The following is a 1,914-nucleotide window of genomic DNA, read 5'->3' on the forward strand; positions in this document are numbered from 1 at the left end:
GCCAAGCTTTTCTGGTCGGAACCCCCTAAGCCGAGTTTTCAAGGTGCTGCGCCGTCCACTTGGTTTTCGAGACTGGCCTTTTAATTCTAACGTAAAGCCAACCTAGAACGGCGGGGTTTCAGACCCAAAATTTCCGATGAAGACTCCCTGTGCAAGGTTCTCGTCAAAATGCACACAGTTGCTGGTCACGATGTCATAACAGTCAACGAAGTGGGACTTTCTGGACAGCCAGATTCTGTTGTCTTGAACTATGCCCGACAAAACAATCGAATGCTGCTAACTCGTAATTGCCGAGATTTTGAAGCCATCCATCAAGAAAACCCCTGCCATTCAGGTATTTTGGCCATTTACGAGAATAGGGACTACTCAAAAGATCTCAGTAGAGGGGAAATTGTCAAAGCGATCGCCAATCTGGAAACTGCTAATATCCCTCCGGCCAATCAGTTCATCTCCCTGAATCAGTGGAACTATTAGCTTTTCTAGGTTTGGCTAAGGAACAACCCAACCCAACACCAAAGCTGGACAACAATAGATTACACACTAAACTAAAATAAGCTGTATCCTAAGCTACAATTTAATAAATCTTTATATTTCTCTCCCTAATCAGTTAGCCGTAGCTTGGGTTGAGCTATCATTATTGCTCAGGTATTACCCATCGGCTCAAAAGGCGAAACCCAACAAAAATTGTGAAAATATTCCAGGAAGTTGTTGGGTAACAGGTGTCTGAATAAGTTGATTAATTAATCGAGCCGTAGGTTGGGTTGAGCTATCATTATTACTCAGGTATTACCCATCGGCTCAAAAGGCGAAACCCAACAAAAATTGTGAAAATATTCCAGGAAGTTGTTGGGTTTCCTTGCGTCAACCCAACCTACAAGTCTCACCCCTGGGAATTGTACAATAAGGTTGTACAAGTATCCCCTTACTCTCAAACACAGTATTTTATCAACTGTAGATATCTCGGCGATGTCCAACCTTATGGATGGTAAGCCGCTTTGCTTCGGGTGCAAAAGAATAGATAACTCTATAGTCACCGACTCGAAGCTTGAAAAGACCACTCAAATTAGCACTTAAAGCTTGAGGACTAACATTTTCAAAATTATCCAACAACCAGCGAACTTTCCGCAAAATTCGCTCTTGAATGATAGGAGCGAGTGCTTCTAAATCAGCGATTGCTTCGCGGCTAAATTCTACAAAGTAAGCCATTACCAGTTTAATCCTAATTTTTTGGCTACTTCCTCGGCTGAAACCCCATTTTCTCCTATTTCAGTCCGTCTTAGAGAGTCAAGAAGTTGTTGCTTAACTTCAGGTTTGACTTCTTTATCTTGGTCAGGATCGAGTAAGATAGATTGGATGGTTTCGGCAACAGTTTCTTGAATGAGGAGCTTGAGTTCTTCAACGGTTAGCTCTTTAACTTGCATATTTTTAACTAGGAGAGAAGAATAAATAAACTACTCCTAATTTTGACACTAAATTGGCTATTTGGCTCTTCTCGACTTTGTGTGATCATCAATGCTTTGTCTCGTTCCAAGGTAGAACCTCTGAAAATGCCTTGCCAGGGAGACCCTAGCAACGAGGTGATAGTTGTTTAATAAGCGAAAGGAAAAAACAAACCCCTTCAACTCTGATTAAGGGGGCATTTATGGTATTTTTAGAGGCAATTTAGCCTACCTTTGTGGTTTCTTTTTCGGTGGATTGGGAGGGGTTTAGTTGGCAACTGATAATAAAGCCTCTTCTATTGGCTTTGGTAACTCAATAGCATAAAACCGATTCTGGCTCTTCGGTAATTGTTATGCAATGGACGGGGGTTATAAGGGATGGAACCCTTATATAGAAAAGCATTTAGCGATTTTTGTCAATTGTTTTTGCTCTAGAGCGAACTAATCAATTAAGTCTCTTGCCAGATAAGGATTT

General features: G+C 41.3%; 3 protein-coding genes. 1 reads left to right on the forward strand and 2 read right to left on the reverse strand.

The window, feature by feature from the left end; translation table 11 throughout:
• The first annotated feature begins 168 nt into the window (after positions 1-168).
• Entirely contained in the window at positions 169-474 is a 306-nt protein-coding gene (locus tag O9332_RS24875; RefSeq protein ID WP_002759897.1) for a DUF5615 family PIN-like protein, read from the forward strand.
• Between the two features lie 471 nt (positions 475-945).
• Here O9332_RS24875 and O9332_RS24880 read toward each other — a convergent pair whose 3' ends face one another.
• Both O9332_RS24880 and O9332_RS24885 read right to left on the reverse strand, forming a co-directional pair.
• Entirely contained in the window at positions 946-1,206 is a 261-nt protein-coding gene (locus O9332_RS24880; RefSeq protein WP_002759899.1) for a type II toxin-antitoxin system RelE family toxin, read from the reverse strand.
• Positions 1,206-1,421 (reverse strand): hypothetical protein, encoded by a 216-nt coding sequence (locus O9332_RS24885; RefSeq protein ID WP_002759900.1) that lies wholly within the window; start codon positions 1,419-1,421, stop codon positions 1,206-1,208. The genes O9332_RS24880 and O9332_RS24885 overlap by 1 nt, the downstream gene beginning before the upstream one ends.
• Positions 1,422-1,914: the final 493 nt, after the last annotated feature.

Source organism: Microcystis sp. LE19-10.1B (assembly GCF_027530565.1).
GTDB lineage: Bacteria > Cyanobacteriota > Cyanobacteriia > Cyanobacteriales > Microcystaceae > Microcystis > Microcystis aeruginosa.

Bases quoted from the DNA above. Each gene is read 5' to 3' on its own strand.
- O9332_RS24875 (WP_002759897.1), top strand. From the start codon at position 169: ATGCACACAGTTGCTGGTCACGATGTCATAACAGTCAACGAAGTGGGA.
- O9332_RS24880 (WP_002759899.1), bottom strand. From the start codon at position 1,206: ATGGCTTACTTTGTAGAATTTAGCCGCGAAGCAATCGCTGATTTAGAA.
- O9332_RS24885 (WP_002759900.1), bottom strand. From the start codon at position 1,421: ATGCAAGTTAAAGAGCTAACCGTTGAAGAACTCAAGCTCCTCATTCAA.